At 34.5% G+C, this 18516-nt stretch carries 15 protein-coding genes, 3 tRNA genes and 1 pseudogene; 7 read left to right on the top strand and 12 right to left on the bottom strand.

From position 1 onward, the window contains the following. Positions 1-15: 15 nt before the first annotated feature. The gene (locus ACNQF8_RS13735; protein WP_315208208.1) at positions 16-1299 is read left to right on the top strand and encodes an inorganic phosphate transporter; all 1284 of its coding nucleotides are present in this window, start codon (positions 16-18) and stop codon (positions 1297-1299) included. A gap of 74 nt (positions 1300-1373) precedes the next feature. On the opposite strand, the gene ACNQF8_RS13730 is transcribed toward ACNQF8_RS13735, so the two are convergent. The 8 genes and pseudogenes from ACNQF8_RS13730 to ACNQF8_RS13695 all read right to left on the bottom strand — a co-directional run bounded on the left by ACNQF8_RS13730 (position 1374) and on the right by ACNQF8_RS13695 (position 9232). Further along, positions 1374-1655, bottom strand: a complete 282-nt coding sequence (locus ACNQF8_RS13730) for a GNAT family N-acetyltransferase (RefSeq protein ID WP_282728701.1) — start codon at positions 1653-1655, stop codon at positions 1374-1376. 6 nt (positions 1656-1661) lie between these two features. Continuing rightward, positions 1662-2054, bottom strand: coding sequence for an OsmC family protein (locus tag ACNQF8_RS13725; protein ID WP_417953770.1), 393 nt, complete (start codon positions 2052-2054; stop codon positions 1662-1664). Between the two features lies 1 nt (position 2055). Next, a complete protein-coding gene (locus ACNQF8_RS13720) occupies positions 2056-2940 on the bottom strand; it encodes a pirin family protein (RefSeq protein WP_417953771.1) in 885 nt (294 codons plus the stop codon). Positions 2941-2971: 31 nt separating this feature from the next. After that, positions 2972-3850, bottom strand: a pseudogene (locus ACNQF8_RS13715) (pirin family protein). A gap of 89 nt (positions 3851-3939) precedes the next feature. Continuing rightward, positions 3940-4536, bottom strand: coding sequence for a Crp/Fnr family transcriptional regulator (locus ACNQF8_RS13710; RefSeq protein ID WP_417952381.1), 597 nt, complete (start codon positions 4534-4536; stop codon positions 3940-3942). A 61-nt stretch (positions 4537-4597) separates the two neighbouring features. Next, on the bottom strand, positions 4598-5113 hold the full coding sequence (locus ACNQF8_RS13705) for a DUF421 domain-containing protein (protein ID WP_417952142.1): 516 nt from the start codon (positions 5111-5113) through the stop codon (positions 4598-4600). Positions 5114-5174: 61 nt separating this feature from the next. After that, the gene (gene rimK, locus ACNQF8_RS13700; protein ID WP_315208198.1) at positions 5175-6545 is read right to left on the bottom strand and encodes a 30S ribosomal protein S6--L-glutamate ligase; all 1371 of its coding nucleotides are present in this window, start codon (positions 6543-6545) and stop codon (positions 5175-5177) included. A 140-nt stretch (positions 6546-6685) separates the two neighbouring features. Then, a complete protein-coding gene (locus tag ACNQF8_RS13695; protein WP_417952141.1) occupies positions 6686-9232 on the bottom strand; it encodes an ATP-dependent Clp protease ATP-binding subunit in 2547 nt (848 codons plus the stop codon). 256 nt (positions 9233-9488) lie between these two features. Here ACNQF8_RS13695 and gyrA point away from each other — a divergent pair, with 256 nt between their 5' ends. Together gyrA and ACNQF8_RS13685 are read left to right on the top strand one after the other, a co-directional pair. Further along, positions 9489-12110 (top strand): DNA gyrase subunit A, encoded by a 2622-nt coding sequence (gyrA, locus tag ACNQF8_RS13690; RefSeq protein WP_417952140.1) that lies wholly within the window; start codon positions 9489-9491, stop codon positions 12108-12110. A gap of 48 nt (positions 12111-12158) precedes the next feature. Further along, positions 12159-13427, top strand: coding sequence for a tetratricopeptide repeat protein (locus tag ACNQF8_RS13685; RefSeq protein ID WP_417952139.1), 1269 nt, complete (start codon positions 12159-12161; stop codon positions 13425-13427). Between the two features lie 66 nt (positions 13428-13493). Here ACNQF8_RS13685 and ACNQF8_RS13680 read toward each other — a convergent pair whose 3' ends face one another. Both ACNQF8_RS13680 and ACNQF8_RS13675 read right to left on the bottom strand, forming a co-directional pair. Continuing rightward, entirely contained in the window at positions 13494-14255 is a 762-nt protein-coding gene (locus ACNQF8_RS13680) for a C40 family peptidase (protein WP_417952138.1), read from the bottom strand. A 72-nt stretch (positions 14256-14327) separates the two neighbouring features. Beyond that, positions 14328-15506 carry an acetyl-CoA C-acyltransferase gene (locus tag ACNQF8_RS13675; protein ID WP_417952137.1) on the bottom strand — a complete coding sequence of 393 codons (1179 nt, stop codon included), beginning with the start codon at positions 15504-15506 and terminating at the stop codon, positions 14328-14330. Between the two features lie 231 nt (positions 15507-15737). Between ACNQF8_RS13675 and ACNQF8_RS13670 the strand changes: the two genes are divergently transcribed. The 4 genes from ACNQF8_RS13670 to ACNQF8_RS13655 all read left to right on the top strand — a co-directional run bounded on the left by ACNQF8_RS13670 (position 15738) and on the right by ACNQF8_RS13655 (position 16762). Further along, a tRNA-Ser gene (locus ACNQF8_RS13670) sits at positions 15738-15821 on the top strand. A gap of 17 nt (positions 15822-15838) precedes the next feature. Next, positions 15839-15913, top strand: a tRNA-Pro gene (locus tag ACNQF8_RS13665). Between the two features lie 23 nt (positions 15914-15936). Beyond that, positions 15937-16010, top strand: a tRNA-Arg gene (locus ACNQF8_RS13660). A gap of 92 nt (positions 16011-16102) precedes the next feature. After that, the gene (locus ACNQF8_RS13655) at positions 16103-16762 is read left to right on the top strand and encodes a M15 family metallopeptidase (protein WP_417952136.1); all 660 of its coding nucleotides are present in this window, start codon (positions 16103-16105) and stop codon (positions 16760-16762) included. A 3-nt stretch (positions 16763-16765) separates the two neighbouring features. Here ACNQF8_RS13655 and ACNQF8_RS13650 read toward each other — a convergent pair whose 3' ends face one another. Further along, positions 16766-17332, bottom strand: coding sequence for a hypothetical protein (locus ACNQF8_RS13650; protein WP_417952135.1), 567 nt, complete (start codon positions 17330-17332; stop codon positions 16766-16768). Positions 17333-17334: 2 nt separating this feature from the next. Next, a complete protein-coding gene (locus ACNQF8_RS13645) occupies positions 17335-18516 on the bottom strand; it encodes a class I SAM-dependent methyltransferase (RefSeq protein WP_417952134.1) in 1182 nt (393 codons plus the stop codon).

Genomic DNA, 18516 nt, shown 5'->3' with positions numbered 1-18516 from the left:
TCTGAAATTATAATTATGGAATTTACTCTACTTATAGTTATTATAGTCCTGGCTTTAATTTTTGATTACATTAATGGTTTTCATGATGCCGCCAATGCTATAGCAACCGTTGTTGCAACAAAAGTATTAACTCCTTTTCAGGCGGTAGTTTGGGCGGCTTTTTTTAACTTTTTGGCGTATTGGGTTTTTGGTTTTGGTGTAGCAGATACAGTTGCAAAAACGGCCAATACCATGGATATTAACCTAGTTGTAATCTTAGCTGGTGTAATCGCGGCTATCATTTGGAATTTATTTACTTGGTGGCAAGGAATTCCATCCAGTTCCTCACACACCTTAATTGGTGGTTTTGCCGGAGCAGCAATTGCGCATGCAGGTTTTGGGGTTGTTTCTTGGTACAAAGAAGGAAAAGATGGCGGAATGCCTTCGGGAGTTTTAATCATTGTTGCTTTTATTATATTGGCACCATTGTTAGGAGCTCTAATCTCTTACTTAATATCGATATGGCTTCTTAATGCCTCTAAAAAGAGCATTTATCCAAAGATTTTCACCGCTTCTTTAATGATCTTGACCGTTTGGTTTGTAGAAAGTCAAATGATTTACTATGATCAAATTGAAAAGCCTCGTTTTGATTCTCCTTTTTGGAGCGTTGCTTTTGAAGCACATAATATTAAATGGTTTTTAGTTGCCTTTATAATCTTGTCCATAAGCACATTTTGTTTAATATTCAGTAGTTTAAATTTAAATCAAGCTACGGCATGGTTGAAAAAAATGCAATTACTGTCTTCTGCAGCCTTTAGTTTAGGACATGGTGGAAATGATTCACAAAAAGTTATGGGTATTATTGCAGCAGCTGTTGCAGTTTATATTCACACCAGTGGTGTAGCTCAAGAATCTTTACCGGCTTGGTTAGATGTTGTTTTGCCAAACGATGAAGGTGCCTTTAAAATGCCAGCTTGGATTCCTTTAGCTTGTTATTCTGCTATTGCAGCAGGAACGTTAAGTGGAGGATGGAAAATTGTGAAAACAATGGGATCTAAAATTACAAAAGTAACTTCTTTTGAAGGTGTTGCCGCAGAAACTGCAGGAGCATTGACACTATATTTTACTGAGCATTTTAAAGTGCCTGTAAGTACAACGCATACTATTACTGGATCTATCATTGGAGTTGGACTTACTAAAAGAGTTTCAGCCGTAAGATGGGGAATGACCGTAAGTTTATTGTGGGCTTGGGTTTTAACCATTCCAATTTCAGCAATATTAGCAGCAATCATTTATTATATCTTTAGTATTTTTATTTAATACAAAAATAACATTCATAAAAAAAAACCATTCTCAGTGAGAATGGTTTTTTTATGCTCTAAAAATTGAATTTTCTAAAACAGTAGATCTTGTATTTCTTTCGTTTTATCAAATACGCTTTTCGCGAAAGGACATAATGGTAAAATTTTAAGATTATTTTCCCGTGCATATTGTACGGCTTCCATCACCATTTTTTTACCTACACTTTGTCCTGCAAAATCAGGATTTACTTCGGTGTGGTCAATAATAAATTTATCAGTCCCTGCCCAAGTATAGGTCATTCTTCCTGCTTCGATGTCGTTATCAACGGCTCTAAAGTAGCCGTTTTTGGTTTCGTTTATTTGTTCAATTGTCATGTTTTTCTAATTTGATGATGTTGTTATTTCGATTGGGTTGGTTAAAATTTTGTGTATCGGGCATTTATTGGTAATGTTTAATAATCGGGCTTTTTGATCAGCGTCTAAAGCTCCAAATAATTGAATGTTGCGCATTATTTTGAATTTATTTTCCGCTGAATCAGTTTCAAAAGTGACTTCAACTTTTACATCGGTTAAATTCCAGCCTTTTCGGTTAGCATACATGCGCAAAGTAATGCAGGTGCAGGCTGCTAAAGAGGACGCAAGTAATTCTTTTGGCGCAAAGCCTAAATCTTTTCCTCCGCTACTTTCAGGTTCATCAGAAATAATCAAATTTGTTTCGGATTGTATTTCTGTTTTATAAAGTTCATTACTAATACTTGCTGTTATTTTGCCCATATTATTGTCTTTTATTTTGATCAGGAAGTGGAACAAATTCAGTTTCGCCGGGAACTTTATCAAACGTTTGTGCCAACCATTTTTCTTTTGCATTTTCAATCAGCTCTTTGGTCGATGCGACAAAATTCCAATAGATAATTCGTTCTTCCGGAAAAGGTTCTCCTCCAAAAATATAAATAGTGGTGTTTTCTGCCATATCGAAGGTGCAGAGTTTACTGTCTTTGGCAATCAAAATTTGCTTTGGACCAAAAACATTTCCCTCACTTTCAATACTGCCTTCTAGAATGTATAAAGCACTTTCGCCAAATAAATGCTCACCTATAGTTACAGTTTGACTCGAAGTGCTTTTTAGTTCTAAAAGATACAGCGGAAAGTAAACTGGAACGGGTGATTTCTTGCCAAGTACCTCTCCTGCTATAAGTTTATAGGCAATATCATCCGTTTTCCATTCTGGTATTTGATTTTCAGGAACGTGGAAAAAAGAAGGCTCCATTTCTTCTAATTCTTTCGGTAATGCCACCCAAATTTGTAGTCCGTGCAGCATTTTATTGGAACGACGCAAATACTTAGGCGTTCGTTCCGAGTGAACGATTCCTTTACCTGATGTCATCCAATTGATTTGCCCGGGTTTGATTTCCATTTCAGTTCCCAAACTGTCTTTATGCATAATGCTTCCTTCAAACAAATAGGTTAAAGTGGAAAGCCCAATATGTGGATGTGGCGGAACATCTAAATTTTCGTAGTCGCTCATGCAAGTTGGCCCCATATGATCAATGAATGCAAATGGTCCAACCATTCTTTTTTCTCGAAAGGGAAGCAATCGCCCAACCATAAAGTTGCCAATATTGCTCGGGCGTTCTTCTATTATCAGTTTTATATTTGACATTTTTATGTATTTTAAAATATAAAAATAAGGATTATTCTTCTAAATAACCGAATTCCCCCATATTCACATCATTGAATGCTTGCATGATTTCGGCTTGACTATTCATTACAAACGGACCGTGTGCTACAATAGGTTCATTGATAGGTTCTCCGCTTAAAATTAAAACGATTGCATTTTCAGTAGCTTCAATGGTAAATTCTTCGCCATCATTTTCGAATAATGCAAAATGGTCAGCAGGAACATTTTCGCTATCATTTACTTTTATACTTCCTTCAATTACAAGTAAAGCAGTGTTGTAATTTGCTGGAAAATGAAAAGATGCTTTTGATCCTTTATTTAATTTGGCATTCTGTAAATGTACGGGTGTAAAAGTAGAAGCAGAACCTTTCAAATTTTCATATTCCCCAGCTATAACTTCAATCACGCCACCTTTTCCAGGAATCTCAAATTTATTAATTTGGTCGTTAGTAATTCCCTGGTATTTTGGTGTTGACATTTTGTCTTTCGCCGGAAGGTTGACCCAAAGCTGTACCATTTGAAAATCACCACCATTTTTACTAAATTCTTCTTCGTGGTATTCTTTGTGTAAAATTCCTGAGGCCGCAGTCATCCATTGTACATCTCCTTCGCCAATTATACCACTGTTTCCAGAACTGTCATGATGCGCTACTTTTCCCTTATAAGCAATCGTAACGGTTTCAAAACCTCAGTGTGGATGAACACTTACACCTCTGGGTTGGTCCGTTGGTGGAAAGTAAAATTTAGAATTATAATCCATCATAATAAATGGACTCATTCTTTTCATGTCTAAATGATACCCACTTGGGATAAAATTGTGTACTCTAAATCCATCACCTACCATGTGTGGTGGAGGTGGAGCCAATACTAATTCGATATTTTTTGTTTTCATTGCGTAGTCAAGTTTTAATTATAGTACAAATTTACTATGGATTAAAACCAGATGCATTGATGTAGGATAAGAAATGAATTTGAAAAGAATTAATAGGGCTTAAAATTTCTTTTGGCTAATTCCTTGCGAACTCTGCTTAAGGTTTCGGGTGTAATGCCCAGATAGGAAGCAATCATCCATTGTGGAATACGCAAAGTAAGACTCGGATAAATCGTTATGAAATCTAAATACCGTTGTTCAGCTGTTGCTCCCAGTAAGAGTTTCACTCGTTTTTGAAGTTGTCGAATGTGATTGTGTAGCGCAATATTGTCCTGCTCTCGAAAAAGAACACTGATTTCTGCAGCTGCATTAATAAAGTTTTTGTCGATGAACACAATTTCAGTATCTTCAATGGCATCAATAAATAATTCAGAAGGCTCATTGAAATAAGAACTGCTTCTATCCGAAATAATCCAGTTCTCAGCCGCAAACTGAATGATATGTTCTTTTCCGGTTTCGTCAATGGTATAGGAACGCAATAATCCTTTGGATACAAAAAAAGAGTGATGACAAATATCGCCTTGATGTAGTAGGACAGTTCCTTTTTCTACTTTTTTTGATTGCAACGTATCTGTAATCAAATGAAACTGTTTGTCTGTTAGATTCGTTTTGGATTGAAAGTATGTTTTGAAAGAATCGAGCATAATTATTTTGACGCAATTCGTTTGTTTTTAAAACCCCTTTAGCTATTTTTTGAGTTCTTTAAGTCTAATTTATTCCACCTAAATTTTTATGAATCCGTCTGCGTTTGTAATGGGTTTGACGAAGACTATTTTCGCCGGATATAATACTAATATTTCCGTCTATTTCTAGCATTGCCAATTTTACATCTTTAAAGTATTCAATACCATGTTCGCGCATAGCTTCTTTTAATTCATCGGAAGTGATGTTTAATTTGCTTAGAGTCTTAAAATCCAAATTGCCATTGTGTATAAGAATTTCTGGTTTTTCTTGCATGAAATCACTGAATTTCGGGTATTTATACATCAATTTTTTTAAAATAAAATTGATAGTAAAAAGTACAGTTGCCGCTGCTATTCCACCATAAAGACTCGTGTTATTGCCAACCATAGCATTCTGAACGGAGTTGCTTATCAGCAATATCAATATCACGTCGGCAGTATTCAGTTGAGACAATTCTTTCTTGCCAAAAAGGCGCAAGGCGATAACCATGAAAAAATAAACAGCAGTGCTTCGAAGAATTATATCAATATATTCGTTCATTTTTTAGATTTTAAAGCATAAGTTCAATGTTTCTTGACGGGTTAAAGTCTGTAATTGGTCATTATTTTAGTTTAAAATTCTTTTCAATCGCTTTTATCATTTCACCGGCTATATCTTTATTGGTAGCACCTTCAATTCCTTCCAATCCTGGAGATGAATTTACTTCTAATAATAATGGCCCTTTTGAAGAACGAATAATGTCAACGCCAGCGACTTTTAAGTCCATTGCTTTAGTAGCTTTTATGGCAATACGTTTTTCTTCTGCGGTTACTTTTATAACCGATGCGGTTCCTCCAAGATGAATGTTGGCTCTAAATTCGCCTGGCATCGCTTCACGCTGAATGGCAGCAACTACTTTTCCGTCAATTACAAAACAACGGATATCTTTTCCGTTTGCTTCTTTGATGAATTCTTGAACTAATATATTCGCATTTAAACTTTTGAAAGCATTGATTACGCTTTCTGCAGCTTTTTTTGTTTCGGCTAAGACGACACCTTTTCCTTGCGTTCCTTCCAGTAATTTTACGATTAAAGGAGAGCCGCCAACCATTTTTATCAAGTCATCAGTATCCAATGGTGAATTAGCGAAGCCAGTAGTAGGAATTTCTACACCGTGATTCAGTAGTAATTGCAAAGAATATAATTTATCGCGTGATTGCGTAATGGCATTTGATGAATTCAAACAATATACTTTTAAGGCTTCAAATTGTCGTGTCAAAGCACAACCGTAAAATGTAATACTAGGCCTGATTCTTGGTATAATGGCGTCAAATTGATTTAATATTTTACCGCCACGATAATGAATTTCAGGTGTTTTTGCATCCAGTTTCATATAGCATTCCTTGATGTTCAGAAAGTGCATTTCGTGACCACGCATTTCGCCTGCCTCCATAATACGCTTGTTACTGTATAATTCAGGATTACTTGCCAAAAGTCCGATTCGTAAACCAGAACTTGCTTTCTCGGAATTTTTATATAATTCTTTTAAAGTGTCAGTTGTAGGCTGTCCCAAAAGATATTTTTGTTCCGGATCAACAAGAACTCTTCCACTCATGGCTTCACGTCCTAAAAGCATTCTGAAACCCATCGAATCTCGATTAGTAAGCGTCATTTCTATTGGCCACTGAGAGCTTCCAATTTGTAGATTTGTTTGAATTACATAGCGTTGTTCTCTAAAACCACTCGAACTTTTAACGATGCGTTTGTCAATTAATGGTGCTTCACAATGAATTACCGTTTTTTGATTATTTTGTATTGGGTTGATGTCAAATTTTACCCAGTTGCTTTCATTTTTTATAAATGGAGCAATGTTTATAGCATGTAAAGCGGATGTTTTTGCGCCGGAATCTACTCGTGCTTTAATTGTAGGAATTCCTAATTCTGGAAAAGAACACCATTCTTCACTACCTAAAATAACTTTGTTATCTGACATAAATTAATTTTGTTTAACCTTTTTTATAAAGACCAAATGTAAATATTTGTTTTCAAAAAAAGTATGTTTACTGTAAAGAATAAACCCGTTATGTTATAAAAACGTAACGGGTTTATTTTACTATAATTGTTTTAATGAATTTAAGGATTTGTAGGTTCTCCAGCTTTATGAATTTGCACTGTTAACTCTTGTGACCCATCTTCAATATCCATAAAGATCTCATCTCCTGAAGTAATTTTCGAAGTGATAATTTCTTCTGCAAGCGCATCTTCAACATACTTTTGAATCGCTCTTTTTAATGGTCTTGCGCCAAATTGTTTATCAAAACCTTTCTCTGCAATAAATGCTTTTGCTTTGTCAGAAAGATTCAATTGGTATCCTAATTCAGCAACACGAGCGAATAATTTTTTCAATTCGATTTCGATAATCAAATCGATGTCATGTTTTTCTAAAGCATTGAAAACAATTACATCGTCAATTCGGTTTAGGAATTCAGGAGCAAAAGTTTTTTTCAATGCATTTTCGATGATGCTTTTCGAATTATCGTCAGCCTGAGCTACTTTGGCGGCAGTTCCAAAACCAACACCTTGTCCAAAATCTTTTAATTGTCTGGCTCCAACATTTGAAGTCATGATGATTATAGTGTTTTTGAAATCAATTTTTCGACCTAAACTATCTGTTAAATATCCGTCATCCAAAACTTGTAATAACATATTGAAAACATCAGGATGGGCTTTTTCTATCTCATCCAATAATACTACACAATATGGTTTTCTTCTTACTTTCTCTGTCAATTGACCACCTTCTTCATATCCTACATATCCCGGAGGTGCTCCAACTAAACGAGAGATTGCAAATTTTTCCATGTATTCACTCATGTCAATACGAATCAATGCATCTTCAGAATCGAATAATTCTTTGGCTAATACTTTGGCTAATTGGGTTTTACCAACACCTGTTTGACCTAAGAAAATGAAAGAACCAATTGGACGATTCGGATCTTTTAATCCGGCACGATTTCTTTGAATAGAACGAGCAATTTTCATTACTGCTTCCCTTTGACCAATAACCTTACCCTCAATTAGTTCTGGAAGCTTAGCTAGTTTGTTACTTTCAGTTTGTGCAATACGGTTAACAGGTATTCCACTCATCATAGAAACCACGTCAGCTACATTGTCTTCGGTAACTTCAATTCGGTTATTTTTAGCGTCTTCTTCCCATTGTTCTTGAGCAATAGCTAAGTCTTTTTCAATACGTTTTTCATCATCACGAAGTTTAGCAGCCTCTTCGTATTTTTGCTTTTTTACCACAACATTCTTCAATTCACGTACGTCCTCTAATTGACGTTCGAGGTCTAAAATTTGTTTTGGAACTTCAATATTGGTAATGTGAACTCTAGAACCTGCTTCATCTAATGCATCAATAGCTTTGTCCGGTAAGAAACGTTCTGACATATATCTATCCGTTAATTTTACACACGCTTCAATTGCTTCTTGTGTATAGGTAACATTATGATGGTCTTCATATTTGTTTTTGATGTTATTCAAAATAGTAATTGTTTCCGCAACTGATGTTGGTTCTACAATTATCTTTTGAAAACGTCTTTCTAATGCGCCGTCTTTTTCTATGTATTGTCTGTATTCGTCTAATGTTGTAGCTCCAATACATTGAATCTCTCCACGAGCTAATGCTGGTTTAAACATATTAGACGCATCCAGTGAGCCAGTTGCTCCACCAGCACCCACGATAGTGTGAATTTCATCTATAAAAAGAATGATATCGTCATTTTTCTCTAATTCATTCATCACAGCTTTCATGCGTTCTTCAAACTGTCCTCTGTATTTTGTGCCTGCAACAAGACTGGCTAAATCCAAAGTAACGACGCGTTTATTGAATAAAGTACGCGATACTTTTTTCTGAATAATTCGCAACGCTAAACCTTCGGCAATAGCTGATTTTCCTACTCCAGGTTCCCCTATAAGTAATGGGTTGTTCTTTTTACGACGGCTCAAAATTTGTGAAACACGTTCGATTTCTTTCTCTCGTCCTACAACAGGGTCTAGTTTTCCTTCTTCGGCCATTTCTGTTAAATCCCTTCCGAAATTATCTAAAACTGGTGTTTTGGATTTTTTATTTGATTTATTGGCTGGATTGTTGAAAGTTCCTTCTTTTAGACTGTCATCTTGTCCTGAATCGTCATTATATGATTCGTTTCGTGGCAAATTTTCTATAAAATCTTCTTCGTTTGGAGTCATGTTTAAATATTGTTCTTTAGCTATATCGTAATCAATTTTTAATTTATTCAATAGCTTGGTTGTTGGATCGTTTTCATTTCTTAAAATACACAACAATAAATGTGCTGTGCTGATAGACGAACTTTGAAAAACTTTTGCTTCAAGAAAAGTAGTTTTCAATGCCCGTTCTGCTTGGCGTGTCAAGTGTAAGTTTTTCTTCTCAACATTTACTTCTAGGCTTGGGCTTGCAGGGCTTAAGATCTCTACTTTTCTGCGTAAATGGTCTAAATCAACAGATAGGTTATTCAATATTTGAATTGCTTTCCCGTTACCGTCTCTTAAGATACCCAGCATTAAGTGCTCAGTTCCTATAAAGTCATGACCTAGGCGCAAAGCTTCTTCTTTGCTGTAAGTAATAACGTCTTTTACTCTTGGTGAAAAATTATCATCCATAATATATATTTGATATCGTAAATTTAGTGAATTACTAATTGAAAAACAAAAACCATTCCTATTAGAAGTGGTGTCAGCTAATAGACAAAAATAAAAATAATATTAGAGTTAAAATTCGCTTAATTTATTAACTAAAATGACTCTAAAATTTGTTAATAAATCATTGAAATAACTACTGCGAAATAGGGCTAAAAATTTCAAAAAGGCGTATATTGGCACGTTTTGAAACTAATATAATTTTTTAATATAACAACTTATGTCTGAAGGAGAAAAGTTAATTCCTATTAACATAGAAGATGAAATGAAATCAGCTTACATCGATTATTCGATGTCAGTAATTGTATCAAGAGCACTTCCAGATGTTAGAGATGGCTTGAAACCAGTACATCGAAGAGTATTATTTGGAATGCATGATTTAGGAGTTAACTCCAGATCTGCCCATAAAAAATCAGCAAGAATTGTCGGGGAAGTTCTTGGAAAATACCACCCACACGGAGATACGTCTGTTTATGATGCGATGGTTCGTATGGCACAAGAATGGAGTATGCGTTATTTATTGATTGACGGCCAAGGTAATTTTGGTTCTGTAGATGGCGATAGTCCTGCAGCGATGCGTTATACGGAGGCTAGAATGCGTAAGATTTCAGAAGAAATTTTGGCAGATATAGATAAAGAAACAGTTGATTTTAAATTAAATTTTGATGATACACTAGAAGAGCCAACAGTTATGCCAACTCGTGTTCCTACCTTATTAATAAATGGGGCAACAGGAATTGCGGTAGGTATGGCTACTAATATGCCGCCTCACAACTTAACTGAGGTAATCAACGGTACATTGGCTTTCATGGACAATAATGATATTGAAGTTGACGAATTGATGACGCATATCAAAGCCCCAGATTTTCCTACTGGTGGTATAATATATGGATATGAAGGAGTTCGTGAAGCATTCAAAACGGGTAGAGGACGTATTGTGATGCGTGCTAAAGTAGGTTTTGAAGAAGTGGATGGAAGAGAATGTATCATCGTTACCGAAATTCCGTATCAAGTCAATAAAGCGGATATGATCAAGCGTACAGCTGATTTGGTTAATGACAAAAAAATTGATGGAATTGCAAATATCCGTGATGAGTCGGATAGGAACGGGATGCGTATCGTTTATATTTTAAAACGTGATGCGACACCAAACGTAGTTTTAAATACACTTTATAAGTTTACTCAATTACAATCTTCGTTTAGTGTAAATAATATTGCGATTGTAAAAGGGCGCCCGCAAATGTTGAATCTGAAAGATTTGATTCATTATTTTATCGAACACCGTCATGATGTTGTAATCCGTAGAACTCAGTTTGAGTTGAAAAAAGCGGAAGCAAGAGCTCATATATTAGAAGGTTTGATTATTGCTTCGGATAATATTGATGAAGTTATTGCTTTAATTAAAGCTTCGAAAAGTACGGAAGAAGCTAGAGAAAAATTAATCGAAAGGTTTAATTTATCAGATATTCAATCGCGTGCCATTGTTGAAATGCGTTTGCGTCAATTAACAGGTCTAGAACAAGATAAGTTAAGAACAGAGTACGAAGAAATCATGAAGTTAATTGAGCATTTGAAAGCTTTATTAGCGGATGTAAACTTGAGAATTGCCTTGATTAAAGAAGAACTAACTGAAATTCGTGATAAATATGGAGATGAGCGTCGTTCTGTAATAGAATATTCTGGAGGAGATGTAAGTATCGAAGATTTAATTGCCGATGAAAATGTGGTAATTACTATTTCTCATGCAGGTTATATTAAACGTACTAATCTTACGGAATACAAAACTCAGAATAGAGGTGGAGTTGGACAAAAAAGTGCTGGAACAAGAGATCAAGATTTCTTAGAGCATATGTTTGTAGCAACGAATCACCAATACATGATGTTCTTTACTCAAAAAGGAAAATGTTTCTGGATGCGTGTTTATGAAATACCGGAGGGAAGTAAAACGGCTAAAGGAAGAGCGATTCAAAACTTGGTAAATATAGAAAGTGACGATAAAGTAAAAGCGTTTATTTGTACTCAGGATTTAAAAGATAAAGAGTACATCAATAGCCATAACCTTATTATGGTAACCAAAAAAGGTCAGGTTAAGAAAACCTCTTTAGAGAAGTATTCTAAACCTAGAGTTAATGGTGTTGCTGCAATTACTATTAAAGAAGGCGATGAATTATTAGAAGCAAAATTAACCAATGGAGAAAGTCAAATTATTTTGGCGGTAAAATCCGGTAAATTAGTTCGTTTTGAAGAAACTAAAACCCGTCCGATGGGAAGAACAGCTTCTGGTGTACGTGGAATTACTCTTAAAGATGATACTGACGAAGTAATTGGCATGGTTACTGTAAATGACATGAACAGCGAAATATTAGTTGTTGCTGAAAATGGATACGGAAAACGTTCAAGCCTTGATGAATACAGAATCACAAATCGTGGTGGTAAAGGAGTTAAAACCTTAAATATTACTGAGAAAACAGGGAAGCTGATTTCGATAAATGCCGTTACAGATGCTGATGATTTAATGATTATCAATAAATCAGGATTAACAATCAGAATGGCTGTTGAAGATTTGAGGGTTATGGGACGTGCTACGCAAGGAGTGAAGTTGATTAACATCAAAGGAAACGATTCGATTGCAGCTGTTACAAAAGTTATGAAAGATGATGTGGCTGAAGTAGTTGTGGATGAAGATGGGAATGTTATCGAAACGGATGCTATTGAAAGAGTCAAACCAGTGTTAGAAGTTCTTGAAGACGAAGGTACTGAAGAGGATGATGACGAAGATGATTCTGAAGAAGAGGAAGCTGATGATGAGACTGATGGCGATGATGAAGATGACGAAGCGTAAATTAAAATTAGAAAACCAAGAATAATTATTAAACAAAAATAGAATATTATGAAAAGTAAATATGTATTACTAGCATCAGCATTATTGATATCAGTAGCTACTTTTGCTCAAAAAGATCAAATTAAAGCCGCTGAAAAAGCATTGAAAGCTGGTAAGTCTCAAGAAGCAGTAACCATTTTGATGGAAGCTGAGTCTTTAATCGCTAATGCTCCAGATGCTGAGAAAGCACAATTTTTCTTTGTAAAAGGAAATTCTTTATTGGATTTAGCAAACAAGAGTGTTGATACTAATACAAATCTTTCGCTTGCTGCAAAAGCATATCAAGATTTAATTGCAGCTGAAAAAGCTTCTGGGAAAGTAAAATTCTCTACACAAGCCGCAGCTTCAATTACAGATATTAAATTTAAATTAATTAATGGTGCAATTGCTGATTCAAAAGTGGATAAGCATTCAGATAGTGCTAAAAAATTATATGATGCTTATTTGTTGGATAAAAAAGATACTATCAACTTGTATTATGCTGCATCTACTTATGTTAATTCTAAAGAGTATGACAAAGCGCTTGAGTTGTATGATAATTTGAAAACGTTAAACTATTCTGGAAAAGGAACTAGCTATTTTGCAGTTAATAAATTAACTAAGGAAGAAGACTTTTTTACTACACTTCAAGAAAGAGACAGAATGGTGAAGTTAGGAACACATGAAAAGCCAAGAACTGAAGTGATTCCTTCTAAAAGAGGTGAAATTTATAAGAATATGGCCTTGATTTTAGTTGAAAAAGGTAAAACTGAAGAAGCAAAAAAAGCAATTTCTGAAGCGAGAAAAGCAAATCCTGAAGATACTTCTTTGACTTTGACTGAAGCTAATCTTTATTTGGAAACAAAAGATTTTGACATGTATAAAAAATTAATAGCTGAAGTATTGGAAAAAAATCCAAATGACGCTGATTTGATTTTTAACTTGGGTGTATTAAGTGCAAATGCTAAGAATGTTGCAGATGCTGAAAAATATTATAAAAGAGTTATAGAGATTAACCCAAAATATATTAATGGGTATATTAATTTAGCTGCCTTGAAATTAGAAAATGAGAAAGCGATCATTGATGAAATGAACAAGCTTGGAACATCTACTAAGGATATGAAGCGTTATGATGAATTGAAAAAGAAAAGAGAAGAGCTTTTTAAAGCAACAATTCCATATCTTGAAAAAGCGGTTGAATTAGACCCAAAAAATGTAGATGTTTCTAAGACTCTTTTAGGAGTTTACAGCGCATTAGAAATGACCGCAGAGTACAAAGCATTAAAAGCAAAGATTTAATGCGAATTACTCAAATAAAAAAAAACCTGTCTAATTTTTAGACAGGTTTTTTTTATACTATTTTTTTTATACTATTTTTTTGATGACTCTTAATTTGTGAGTATGCTTGTTTGTCTCAGCATTAAATATTCCTAAATGATCAATTCGGTCAATTCGTACTTTTCCACTGGCGTGAATGATGTAATTATCGGCCATTATAATTCCTACATGAATAATGTTGCCTTCGTCATTGTCAAAAAATGCTAAGTCTCCAGGTTCGCTTTCTTCAATAAAACTTAAAGCATCTCCCTGTGTTGATTGTTGGGAGGCATCTCGCAATAATTTGTAGCCATTGAGTTTGTATACCATTTGGGTAAAACCGGAACAATCAATTCCAAAAGGAGTTTTTCCTCCCCAAAGATAAGGGCTGTTCAAATACATAAAGGCAGTATTTATTAAGCTTTCTTTGCTTTTCTCTCCACTGGTTTTTGTTCCTTCAAAATCAAAATTCGAAATATTTATCTCATTATGATGTATAAAAGATACCGAAGAACCAAGTGGGATTGGTATTAATACATTATTTGGTGCAGTAATATATTCTATTAAGTCAGCATTTAGAATGATGGCTTCGGTAGATAATTGATTAAAACTGGCTTCGGAAATCAGTTGTAACTGTTTAGAATCGATCCAGCCTTCGTAATCATCATATTGCATTTTGATTCTGGACCATTGTCTCAATTGTTCTAAAATTTCAAAATGTTCACCAAATAAAACTTGAGAAACGATTTCGCTTCTATCACTGGGTTCAAAGCGAAGTGGGATTATGGCTAGATTACAAATTCCGAACATTTAGGTTCTTTTATGAGTTAAGAATTAAGAGTTATAGGTTTTTAAAGTCTATAACTCTTAATAGATGATTATTTAGGCTCTTTCAATTACAATTGCTGAAGCACCGCCACCGCCATTGCAAATTGCAGCAGCACCAATTTTAGCATTGTTTTGTTCTAAAACATTTAATAATGTAACAATGATTCTAACCCCTGAACAACCAAGAGGATGTCCTAAAGATACAGCACCACCATTTACATTTACTTTGTTGTCTTCTAATCCAAGAATTTTTGAGTTTGCCAAACCTACAACAGCAAATGCTTCATTGAATTCAAAATAATCTACATCATTGATTGTTATTCCAGCTTTTTCTAATGCTTTGGGAATCGCTTTAGCAGGACTTGTAGTAAACCATTTAGGCTCTTGAGCTGCATCTGCATACCCTTTGATATACGCCAACGGTTTTAATCCTAAAGCGATTGCTTTTTCCTCACTCATTAATATTACTGCTGCTGCTCCATCATTGATAGTTGATGCATTAGCTGCAGTTACGGTTCCGTCTTTTGTGAAAACGGCATTTAATGATGGTATTTTATCTAATTTCACATTAGTGAATTCTTCATCTTTGGAAACAATAATAGGATCTCCTTTTCTTTGTGGAACTGGAACAGGAACAACTTCATTGTCAAATTTTCCTGAATCCCATGCTTTTGCACTACGCTCATACGATTGAATTGCGAAGTTATCTTGATCTTCACGAGTAAAGTTATATTCTGTTGCGCATAAGTCAGCACACACTCCCATAGCGCTGTTATCGTAAGCATCAGTAAGTCCATCTTTCTGCATTCCGTCAATCATGGTTGCAGGGCCAAATTTAGTTCCATTTCTTAAATTCATGTAGTGTGGAATCAAACTCATGTTTTCCATTCCACCGGCAACTACAATTTCGGCATCACCGCATTGAATAGCTTGCGCGCCCAACATAACTGCTTTCATTCCTGAAGCGCATACTTTATTTATTGTGGTACAGGCAACTGAATTTGGTAAGCCGGCAAAAAGCGCAGCTTGTCTTGCAGGAGCTTGTCCTACACCGGCTTGAACTACATTGCCCATGAATACTTCATCAATTAAATTTGGATCTAACTTTATTTTATCTAAAGCACCTTTAATAGCGATTGCTCCTAATTTTGGAGCAGTAACTGTAGATAATCCCCCCATAAAACTTCCGATAGGTGTCCTAACGGCAGAAACGATAACAACTCTTTTGTTCATGACTTTTTTATAATGTTGGTTTATGTAGCAAATTTAATCTTTTTTAAACAATTTCAAATTTTGATTTTGTCATTATCTTTTTTTAAATTTATTTTTATTCTATATATTTGATTGTGAAGTGTTTTTGTAAAAATGATAAAAAATATTAAAAAAAAGGTTCTAAATAGTTGTGAGAAACGTAAAGATATCTTAAATTTGCAACCGCAAAACAGGACACGTTTCCTTGAGCTTGGAGGGGTGCCAGAGTGGTAATGGAGCAGTTTGCTAAACTGTCATCGAGTAATCGGTGCCAGGGTTCGAGTCCCTGTCCCTCCGCTTTATAATTTGCTTTTCGGGGTGTAGCGTAGCTCGGTTATCGCGCCTGCTTTGGGAGCAGGAGGCCGCAGGTTCGAATCCTGCCACCCCGACTATTTTTTTTTACATGAGCAATGGAGGCATAGCTCAGCTGGATAGAGCACCTGCCTTCTAAGCAGGCGGTCGAAGGTTCGAATCCTTCTGCCTTCACTTAAAACGATACTAGAAATAGTATCGTTTTTTTTGTTTTTATATTTCCTGAAATCCCTTTATTTATTCTATTTTTATAAAAAATAGCGTTTATGACTTCCTGCTTCAAACCATTTGCACTTCTTTGTACCTTTTTGTGTATTGTTTCCTGTAAATCACAAACTATCGTTTCTGCTGTTCAAGAAAATAATAGTTCAATTATCAATGACACTACATTTGTAAATTTAAAAGACTATAGCCAAGATTTTGTCTATGATATGAAGTATGCAACGCCTGATAATTTTCTAAAAGCAAAGGTGTATGATTGTGCAGAATGTTTTTTACGCTTAAAAACCGTTAGTGCGCTTGTTGAAGTGAATAAAAAATTCATGGAGAAAGGCTTTAAAATCAAAATTTTTGATTGCTATCGACCTTTGGACATTCAAAAAAAAATGTGGAAAATTGTATCTAATCCAGAATATGTTGCAAATCCTACCAAAGGTTCTATTCATAATAGAGGAGGAGCCGTAGATATTACTTTGATAGACAGTACTGGGAAAGAATTGGATATGGGAACTTCTTTCGATTTTTTTGGAATTGAAGCGAGTCACAATTATCCGAATGTTTCACAAGAAGTGAAACAAAACAGGATGGTCTTGAAAACAATTATGGTAAATAGTGGTTTCAATTCTTTTGATTCAGAATGGTGGCACTACAATTTGAAGTCAGGTTTGAATGATAAAGTTTCTAATGCTAAATGGGATTGTAAATAGCCGTTATTCAATACATTTTAAATTGTCAATGAAATACGTTTCCGGTTTGTAAATTTCATTCGTTAATTCAGATTTAAACTCTTTTTTGAGGATGTAATCTTCTGTATCCGTAAAATATTTAATACGCATCATTGACACTGGAGAATTTTTTAATTCTTCAAAGCTATCTTTCATAAACATGAAAATCCCTGAATTTACTCTATTGTCGAATCCTTTATCGTCGCGTAGCATAGTACCGCAATTTTCTTGATCGATGTGAATCAACGTGATTATTTTTCCATTATTTAACTGTAAAAATAATTTTGAATTTTTATCAAAACAATTCGCTTTCAAAAAGTCTTTACTTTTTTGGATGATTTGTAGATTCAATGTCGGTAGTCCATCTGTTAATGCTAAAGAATAAAAAATGTAACTGGAATTTCCTGCAAAATTTTTCTCGCTAATCATGTATTCTTTTGTCGATTTGTATGTGCCTAAAGAATCGGTAACATTTGTGTTATATTCACATGGTTTTTGAGCAAATATATTCAGACTGAAGAATAATAAAGTTAGTGTAATAACGTATTTCATTTTTATGATATTTTGGTGCAAATTAAAACTATTTTATGATTATTTTCATCAGTTGTGAAAAAACAATATACATTTCCTCCGTCTTTTATTTTCCATTTTTTTCGAATGCTTTCTACGCTGTCAGGAAAATTACGGGTGGTTATATTTGCTTGATTCTTTTCTAAATGATTTTTCATTTCCGTTTTGTTATAAGGAAATGTATTTTGAATTTCAAAAACGCGACCTGCAAATGGTATTAAGGTAGTTGATGTGTATAAATGGGAGTGTTTGTGTAGTTTATTTAGATTATATGATGAGCTTACTTCATCAAATCCGCCTGATTTCATGATAGCACTATTGGGTTCATATAAATACTTTTGCGGCGAACTAAAGTTTGGAAATTTAGAATCATCATTCAAAATAAAATCGAATGTTTCCGTTTTATCCTTTACAATATTGACAGTTTTGATGCTTATATCTCCAGAATAGCCTTTGTGCAATTCCCATAATAATTCTTTTACTTCATTCTCTAAGGCTACGATATGAATCGTTTTTACGTGTTTTAATTCTGACAAACCCGCCGAAATATCAAGAATGGGTGCTGTTTTTATTAGAACAGCATTTGAATTGGTGAAATAAAAATCAAGATTTTCAGTAACATTTGGTAAGCAATCCTTCAGCATAAATACTTTGCCTTTGGCTTCATTTCGTCTGGAAGGATCAATGTAAATCCAGTCCCATTTTGCATTTAAAGTGTTTAATGTAGTTAAACTATCTCCAGCATAGCAGGTGATATTAGAAACATTTAATTGCTCAAAATTGTGTTTTACCAGACTTGACAGTTCAGGATTAATTTCACAATGTACCAGCGTCTTTGTTTTTTTTGCAAAATAAAAATCATCAACACCAAAACCTCCCGTTAAATCGATTAGCGATTCACCGGATACAATTGAAGCTTTATACGCTGCCGTTTTTTCCGACGAAGTTTGTTCTATTGAAATTTTACTTGGATAAATAATATTTTTTGTAACAAACCAATTCGGTAATTTATCTTTAGATTTTGTTTTGGCTTCTATTTGGTTCAAAACGGAAATCCACTCCACATCTTGAAAGGGATTTTTTTGTAGTGCTAACTTCGAAATACTTTTGCCAATATTATTATTGATAAACGCCTGTATTTCGGCATTTAGAATCCTTAAATCCAA

The sequence above is a fragment of the Flavobacterium labens genome, from assembly GCF_048286755.1.
Taxonomy (GTDB): Bacteria; Bacteroidota; Bacteroidia; order Flavobacteriales; family Flavobacteriaceae; genus Flavobacterium.
The sequence above is the reverse complement of the archived record's forward strand: the minus strand, read 5'-3'. Positions and strand labels throughout refer to the sequence as shown.